The sequence below is a fragment of the Streptomyces sp. HSW2009 genome (assembly GCF_040240285.1).
Taxonomy (GTDB): domain Bacteria; phylum Actinomycetota; class Actinomycetes; order Streptomycetales; family Streptomycetaceae; genus Streptomyces.
Genome location: NZ_JBEHZD010000894.1, coordinates 1 through 1,996 on the forward strand (window position 1 = coordinate 1; position 1,996 = coordinate 1,996).

A 1,996-nucleotide genomic window follows, 5' to 3' on the forward strand; every position below is an offset into this window, starting at 1 on the left:
CCCGGCCGCCGCGGCGTCCCGACAGCACCGAACGTAGGAGTTGAACCAATCTTCAAGTCAAGGACGGCCCGGGCGCCTAGCGGCTGGCCCCCGGGCCCGTACGCGAAAGGCCCCGTACGCGAAAGGCCCGTACGCAAAAAACGCAGCCCTATGCGAACGGCCGCGCCACCCCCGGAAGGTCGGGGGCGGCGCGGCCGTGCGTCAGGCGCGGGTGGGGTGGACCCGTGGGGTCACTCCCACTCGATGGTGCCCGGGGGCTTGCTCGTGATGTCCAGGACGACGCGGTTGACGTCGTCGACCTCGTTGGTGATGCGGGTGGAGATGCGCGCCAGCACGTCGTACGGCAGGCGCGACCAGTCCGCCGTCATGGCGTCCTCGGAGGAGACCGGGCGCAGCACGATCGGGTGGCCGTAGGTGCGGCCGTCGCCCTGGACGCCCACCGAGCGGACGTCGGCCAACAGCACCACCGGGCACTGCCAGATGTCCCGGTCGAGCCCGGCCGCGGTCAGCTCCTCGCGCGCGATGGCGTCGGCGTCGCGCAGCAGGTCGAGGCGGTCCTTGGTGACCTCGCCGACGATCCGGATGCCGAGGCCGGGGCCGGGGAACGGCTGCCGCTGGACGATCTCCTCGGGCAGGCCGAGTTCCTGGCCGACCATCCGGACCTCGTCCTTGAACAGCCGGCGCAGCGGCTCGACGAGCTCGAACTCCAGGTCGTCGGGGAGGCCGCCGACGTTGTGGTGGGACTTGATGTTGGCGGTGCCGGTGCCGCCGCCGGACTCGACCACGTCCGGGTAGAGCGTGCCCTGCACCAGGAAGGCGACGTCCTCGCCGGCCTCGCCCGCCTCGGCGACCAGTTCGGCCTGCGCCTGCTCGAAGACCCGGATGAACTCCCGGCCGATGATCTTGCGCTTCTGCTCCGGGTCGGACACGCCGGCCAGCGCGGTCAGGAACCGCTCCTCGGCGTCGACCACCTTGAGCTGCACGCCGGTGGCGGCCACGAAGTCCTTCTCGACCTGCTCGGACTCGCCCTTGCGCATCAGGCCGTGGTCCACGTACACGCAGGTGAGCTGGGCGCCGATGGCCCGCTGGACGAGCGCTGCGGCGACCGCGGAGTCCACACCGCCGGAGAGCCCGCAGATGGCACGCTTGGTGCCGACCTGCTCCCGGATGGCGGCCACCGACTCCTCGACCACGTTGCTGGTGGTCCAGGTCGGCTCGATGCCCGCGCCGCGGTACAGGAAGTGTTCGAGCACCTGCTGGCCGTGCGTGGAGTGCATCACCTCGGGGTGGTACTGCACGCCGTACAGCTTCTGCTCGTCGTTCTCGAAGGCGGCGACCGGTACGACGTCGGTGGAGGCCGTCACCGTGAAGCCGGCGGGCGCGGCCGAGCAGGCGTCGCCGTGCGACATCCACACCGACTGCTGCTCCGGGGTGCCCTCGAAGAGCGTGGAGCCGGCCTTGCTGACCGACAGCGCGGTGCGCCCGTACTCCCTGGCCCCGTTGTCGTCGACGGTGCCGCCGAGGAGCTGCGCCATGAGCTGGAAGCCGTAGCACATGCCGAAGACCGGCACGCCGGCCTCGAACAGCGCCCGGTCCACCCGCGGCGCCCCCTCCTCGTACACCGACGAGGGGCCGCCGGAGAGGATGATGGCCCGCGGGTTCTTGGCGAGCATCTCGGCCACCGGCATGGTGGACGGGACGATCTCGCTGTACACCCGGGCCTCGCGCACGCGACGGGCGATGAGCTGTGCGTACTGCGCGCCGAAGTCCACGACGAGGACGGGGTCAGGCGCGTGGGCCTCGGTGGCAGATGGGGTCGCTGATGGCACTGGGGCGGCCTTCCGGCGGTGGTACGGGGGGTTGGACTTTCCATCCTAACGGGCCCATACTCTGACCCATGTCCACGCACATGACCTTTGTCTTTACCTATGGCACCGGCTCGTCCGGCTGCCATGGTCGTGTTGCTTGAACCACTGAGCGACTTCCCAGGCGCCCC

The 1,996-nt window shown here is 70.6% G+C and carries 1 protein-coding gene; it reads right to left on the reverse strand.

Features of this window, described 5'->3' with window-relative positions:
• Window positions 1-230: 230 nt before the first annotated feature.
• Window positions 231-1,829 (reverse strand): glutamine-hydrolyzing GMP synthase, encoded by a 1,599-nt coding sequence (gene guaA, locus AAHZ94_RS33315; protein ID WP_349997436.1) that lies wholly within the window; start codon window positions 1,827-1,829, stop codon window positions 231-233.
• Window positions 1,830-1,996: the final 167 nt, after the last annotated feature.